The organism is Pseudomonas sp. 05T35 (genome assembly GCF_056396605.1).
The window spans coordinates 1-5,920 of the sequence record NZ_JBFTLU010000278.1 but is presented as its reverse complement, the minus strand read 5'-3'; the positions used below and the strand labels follow the sequence as shown (position 1 = coordinate 5,920).

Here is a 5,920-nt window from a genome sequence, read left to right as displayed (position 1 = left end):
ATCTAAGCGTTAGCTGCCAATAAAAAGCCCGCAGATGAGCAATCATCTGCGGGCTTTTTTGTGTCTGGTCGGGCCCCATCGCGAGCAGGCTCGCTCCCACATGGAGTTTCTATTGAATAMAAATTTTGTGTTCACAAMAAATTAACTGTGGGAGCGAGCCTGCTCGCGATAGGGCCGGTACAGACACCTGATTACTTCCCGGAATACTCGCGATGCATCTGCTCAAGCAGCGCATCCTTGTCATCCCACAACTGGTTGATCCAGCCCTGGAACTCCAGGCGGTACACGCCGTCCTGGTCGTAGTTCTTGCCGATGAACTGCGGCGGGATCTTCAGTTCCTGAAAGTGCACCACCACGTCTTTCACGTTGCCGCACAGCAGGTCCCAATAACCGGGGCGCCCAGCCGGGTAGTGAATGGTCACGTTGACGATGGCTTCCAGTTGCTCACCCATGGCATCCAGCACAAACGCAATACCGCCAGCCTTGGGCTTGAGCAGGTAGCGGAACGGTGATTGCTGCTGCGCGTGCTTGCCTTCGGTAAAGCGCGTGCCTTCGACGAAGTTGAAAATCCCCACCGGGTTATTGCGGAACTTGTCGCAGGTCTTGCGAGTGGTTTCCAGGTCTTTGCCTTTCTTCTCCGGGTGCTTTTCCAGATAGGCCTTGGAGTAACGCTTCATGAACGGGAAGCCCAGCGCCCACCAGGCCAGGCCGATCACCGGCACCCAGATCAATTCTTGCTTGAGGAAGAACTTCAGCGGGCGAATCYGACGGTTGAGCACGTACTGCAACACCATGATGTCGACCCAGCTCTGGTGATTGCTGGTGATCAGGTACGAGTGCTGGTAGTCCAGGCCTTCGAGCCCGCTGAGCGTCCAGTGCGTGTGCCCGAGCAAGTCCATCCAGGCCTTGTTGTTGCTGATCCAGGCTTCATGGATGTGGCTCATCAGCCRGTCGGTGAAGCGCTGTGCGGTCGGGAAGGGCAGCAGCAATTTGAAGATTGCCACGACAAACAGCGGTGTGCAGCAGACGATCGTGTTCAGCGCCAACAACAGCGAGGCGATAACGCCTCGCAAGGGTGCAGGTAGAGAATCCAGCATTTAAACATCCATAGGTCGGTTGGCGGCTTGAATCGCAGTCAGGGCAATGGTGTAGACGATGTCGTCGACCTGAGCGCCGCGCGGCAAATCATTTACCGGTTTGCGCAGGCCTTGCAGCATCGGTCCGAGGCTGACGCAGTCGGCGCTGCGTTGCACGGCTTTGTGAGTGGTGTTGCCGGTGTTCAGGTCGGGGAAAATGAACACGGTTGCCCGACCGGCTACCTGACTGTTCGGCGCCAGTTGCCGGGCCACGTCTTCGTTGGCCGCGGCGTCGTACTGCAACGGCCCGTCGATCAGCAGCGCGTTCTGTGCTTCGTGGGCGAGCAAGGTGGCCTCGCGGACTTTCTCGACTTCTTCGCCGCTGGCCGATTCGCCGCTGGAGTAGCTGAGCATCGCCACCCGTGGCGTGATCCCGAAGGCAGCGGCGGAGTCGGCGCTTTGCAGGGCGATCTCGGCCAATTCGCTGGCACTCGGGTGCGGGTTCATGATGCAGTCGCCGTAGACCAGCACTTCCTCCGGGAACAGCATGAAAAACACCGACGACACCAGTGTGCAGCCGGGTGCGGTCTTGATCAGTTGCAATGCCGGGCGAATGGTATTGGCGGTGGAGTGGATGACCCCGGACACCAGCCCGTCGACTTCATCCAGCGCGAGCATCATGGTGCCGATCACCACAGTGTCTTCCAGCTGTTGCTCGGCCATTGGCGCGTTGAGGCTTTTGGTCTTGCGCAGTGCGACCATCGGTTCGACATAACGCTGACGGATCAGGTCCGGGTCGAGAATCTCCAGGCCCTCAGGCAACTCGATGCCCTGGGCGCGCGCGACCGCTTGTACGTCTTCGGGTTTGGCCAGCAACACGCAGCGAGCAATGCCACGGGCCTGGCAGATCGCCGCCGCCTGTACCGTCAAAGGTTCGCTACCTTCGGGCAGGACGATACGTTTGTTGGCCGCCTGGGCGCGCTGGATCAGTTGATAACGGAACACTGCCGGCGACAGGCGCATTTCACGCGGCGTGCCGCAGCGCTGGTGCAGCCAGTTGGCGTCGAGGTGGCTGGCGACGAAATCGGTGATGATTTCCGCACGCTCGCGGTCGTCGATCGGGATTTCCTTGTTCAAACCGTTCAACTGGTTGGCGGTTTCGTAGGAGCCGGTGCTCACCGACAACACCGGCAGACCGGCCTGCAAGGCACCTCGGCAGAGGTCCATGATCCGTGGGTCGGGCAGGGTGCCGCTGGTCAGCAGCAGCCCGGCCAGCGGCACGCCGTTGATCGCGGCGAGGCTGACGGCGAGGATGATGTCGTCGCGATCGCCGGGGGTTACCACCAGCACGCCGGGCTTGAGCAGTTCGACCGTGTTGCGCATGGTGCGGGCGCAGATGATGATCTTGCTCATGCGCCGGGTTTCATAGTCGCCGGCGTTGAGCACCTGAGCGCCCATCAAGTCCGCGACGTCACGGGTGCGCGGGGCGTTCAGTTCCGGCTGGAACGGAATGCAGCCCAACAGCCGGAAGTCGCCGCTGCGCAGCAAGGGCGAGTGTTCCTTCAGGCGGGCGGCGAAAGCCTCCATGCTTTCATCGGTTTTGACCTTGTTGAGAATCACGCCGAGCACTTTCGGGTCCTTCGGACCGCCAAACAATTGCGCTTGCAACTCGACCCGGCCAGACAATTCGGTGAGCACTTCGTTTTCCGGTGCCGAAACCAGAATCACCTCGGCATCCAGGCTTTTCGCCAGGTGCAGGTTGACCCGCGCGGCGTAGCTGGCGCTGCGGGTCGGGACCATGCCTTCGACGACCAGCACGTCTTTGCCGATGGCGGCTTGCTGGTACAGGGTGATGATTTCTTCCAGCAGCTCATCCAGCTGACCGTCGCCGAGCATCCGCTCGACGTGAGCCAGGCCCAGCGGCTGCGGCGGCTTCAGGCCGTGGGTGCGGGCCACCAGTTCGGTGGAACGTTCAGGGCCGGTGTCGCCAGGGTGCGGCTGGGCAATCGGTTTGAAGAAGCCGACTTTCAGCCCGGCTCGCTCAAGGGTTCGCACCAGCCCGAGGCTGATAGAGGTCAGACCCACACCAAAATCGGTGGGCGCGATAAAAAAAGTTTGCATGCGGATTCTCTGGAGGTGCATGGCAAGGGTGAACGCCTATGACTGGCCTTCTACCTATATTTCAGACGTCAAGGTTATCGCTAACCGAGCCTTGAGCGCACCAACCGCAATCAAAGGGTTGGCCTATTTTTTCAATACGCTTGGCGGGGTCCAGAACCCAGGCTCGTGATTGCCAGGGTGGCTGGTGGCGCAGATGCTGGGTATGGCCGCAGGAAAGCTCGACAACCCAGTGGCCATCCTCGTCCTGATGGAAGCCTTCGATCGTCGACCCTGCCGAAGCGACCCGTCCGTCCGGGTTCTGTTCGCTTTCGGGCGTTTGCTTCGCTAAACTTGGTCTTTCTATATTCTTATGCAAAAGGTCTCGCCCCATGCTGATCGCCGCCAATAAGGCTGTCTCCATCGACTATACCCTGACCAACGACGCTGGTGAGGTCATCGACAGCTCTGCCGGCGGCGCACCGCTGGTTTACCTGCAAGGCGCAGGTAACATCATCCCGGGCCTGGAAAAAGCCCTGGAAGGTAAAGCAGTCGGTGACGAACTGAACGTCTCCGTTGAACCTGAAGATGCCTACGGCGAATACGCTGCCGAACTGGTCAGCACCCTGAGCCGCAGCATGTTCGAAGGCGTCGACGAACTGGAAGTGGGCATGCAGTTCCACGCTTCCGCGCCAGACGGCCAGATGCAAATCGTCACCATCCGTGATCTGGACGGCGACGACGTGACCGTTGACGGCAACCACCCGTTGGCCGGTCAGCGTTTGAACTTCCAGGTCAAGATCATCGACATCCGTGATGCCAGCCAGGAAGAAATCGCTCATGGTCACGTCCATGGCGAAGGTGGCCATCACCACTGATTTTCTGCGCTAAGCTTCGAGAACTGGAGAGGCGCCCGAGGGGCGCCTTTTTAGTCCGCGGCTGTCCTTGGCGACATCGCCAAGAGGCTGTTTCGAGAAGAACACGGGAAATTTGGAGTTCGTCATGAGTGCTTTTCACGACCTTACATTGAAGACTTTGGATGGCCAGGAGTTACCTCTGGCGCCCTTCAAAGGGCACGTCGTGCTGGTGGTCAACGTCGCCTCCAAGTGTGGTTTGACCCCACAGTACGCTGCTCTGGAAAACCTCTACCAGCAATACAAGGGCAAAGGTTTCAGTGTGCTGGGGTTGCCGTGCAATCAGTTTGCCGGGCAAGAGCCAGGCACTGAACGCGAGATAAAAGAGTTCTGCAGCCTCAACTACGGCGTGACCTTTCCGCTGTCCAGCAAGCTGGAAGTCAACGGTCACGACCGTCATCAACTGTACCGGTTGTTGGCAGGCGAGGGCGCAGAATTCCCGGGTGACATCACCTGGAACTTCGAAAAATTCCTTCTCGGCAAAGATGGTCGCGTGCTGGCGCGTTTTTCGCCACGTACTGCGCCGGATGATCCGACGATCGTTCAGGCGATCGAAAAAGCTCTGGTCTGAACCTGTCTCCCGTAGGAGCACGGCTTGCCGGCGATAGCGATCTCAAGAACGCCATCGCCGGCAAGCCGTGCTCCTACAGACCCCCCCCGTCTTTTGAACCTTAATCACTGCAATCAATAGTGCTATTCAGGGCTGCGCGCACTCCATATTATCGCCGTCATAAACCTCGCCTCTCCATGGAGTGCCGCATGCCTGTCAAAGCCTTGTTCAAACCGTTCAGCCTCGGTGCCCTGGAGCTGCCGACCCGTGTGGTCATGGCGCCGATGACCCGTTCGTTTTCCCCGGGGGGCGTGCCGAATTCGAAGGTCATCGAGTACTACCGCCGGCGCGCCGCTGCTGGGGTGGGCCTGATCATCACCGAGGGCACCACGGTTGGCCACAAGGCCTCCAACGGTTACCCGAATGTCCCGCACTTTTACGGCGAAGCGGCGTTGGCCGGCTGGAAAAAAGTCGTGGAGGCGGTGCACGCTGAAGGCGGAAAGATCGTTCCGCAGTTGTGGCACGTCGGCAACGTTCGGCGCATCGGCACCGAGCCGGACGCCAGCGTGCCGGGCTACGGGCCATCGGAAAAACTCAAGGACGGTCAGGTCGTGGTTCACGGCATGACCCAACAAGACATTCAGGATGTGATCGCGGCCTTCGCCCAGGCCGCCAAAGACGCGCAGAGCATTGGCATGGACGGCGTCGAGATTCACGGCGCCCACGGCTATCTGGTCGACCAGTTCTTCTGGGAAGGCAGCAACCAGCGCACCGACGAATACGGTGGCAGCCTGGCCAATCGTTCGCGCTYTGCCATTGAGCTGATCCAGGCCGTGCGTGCGGCGGTCGGTCCGGGCTACCCGATCATCTTCCGTTACTCGCAGTGGAAGCAGCAGGACTACACCGCGCGCCTGGTGCAAACCCCGGAGGCGTTGGGTGAATTTCTCCAGCCGTTGTCCGATGCCGGCGTGGATATCTTTCATTGCTCGACGCGGCGTTTCTGGGAGCCGGAGTTCGACGGCTCCGAGCTGAACCTGGCAGGCTGGACCCGCAAACTGACGGGCAAGCCGACCATCACCGTGGGCAGCGTGGGGCTGGACGGTGAGTTCCTGCAGTTCATGGTCAACACCGACAAAGTCGCGCAACCGGCCAGTCTGGAGAACCTGCTGGAGCGTTTGAACAACGAGGAGTTCGACCTGGTGGCCGTGGGGCGCGCCTTGCTGGTCGACCCGGACTGGGCGCAGAAAGTCCGCGAAGGTCGCGAGCAGGACATCCTGCCGTTC

At 60.1% G+C, this 5,920-nt stretch carries 6 protein-coding genes; 3 read left to right on the top strand and 3 right to left on the bottom strand.

What is annotated here, in order from left to right; all coding sequences use genetic code 11:
* Positions 1 to 191: 191 nt before the first annotated feature.
* From AC1DH9_RS19875 to AC1DH9_RS19865, 3 genes are all read right to left on the bottom strand, one after another.
* Positions 192 to 1,097: an acyltransferase gene (locus tag AC1DH9_RS19875; protein ID WP_477808637.1), complete on the bottom strand. Its 906-nt coding sequence runs from the start codon at positions 1,095 to 1,097 to the stop codon at positions 192 to 194.
* Positions 1,098 to 3,197, bottom strand: coding sequence for a phosphate acetyltransferase (gene pta / locus AC1DH9_RS19870; protein ID WP_216742425.1), 2,100 nt, complete (start codon positions 3,195 to 3,197; stop codon positions 1,098 to 1,100).
* 61 nt (positions 3,198 to 3,258) lie between these two features.
* Positions 3,259 to 3,597, bottom strand: a complete 339-nt coding sequence (locus AC1DH9_RS19865) for a DUF3565 domain-containing protein (RefSeq protein WP_427544340.1) — start codon at positions 3,595 to 3,597, stop codon at positions 3,259 to 3,261.
* On the opposite strand from AC1DH9_RS19865, the gene AC1DH9_RS19860 reads away from it, so the two are divergent.
* From AC1DH9_RS19860 to AC1DH9_RS19850, 3 genes are all read left to right on the top strand, one after another.
* Complete coding sequence (locus tag AC1DH9_RS19860) at positions 3,566 to 4,051, top strand: FKBP-type peptidyl-prolyl cis-trans isomerase (RefSeq protein ID WP_427530146.1); 486 nt, start codon at positions 3,566 to 3,568, stop codon at positions 4,049 to 4,051. The genes AC1DH9_RS19865 and AC1DH9_RS19860 overlap by 32 nt on opposite strands.
* A 124-nt stretch (positions 4,052 to 4,175) precedes the next feature.
* Positions 4,176 to 4,658: a glutathione peroxidase gene (locus AC1DH9_RS19855; RefSeq protein WP_427544337.1), complete on the top strand. Its 483-nt coding sequence runs from the start codon at positions 4,176 to 4,178 to the stop codon at positions 4,656 to 4,658.
* Positions 4,659 to 4,846: 188 nt separating this feature from the next.
* Positions 4,847 to 5,920: NADH:flavin oxidoreductase (locus tag AC1DH9_RS19850; protein WP_477808636.1), on the top strand; the 1,074-nt coding region annotated here is incomplete at its 3' end.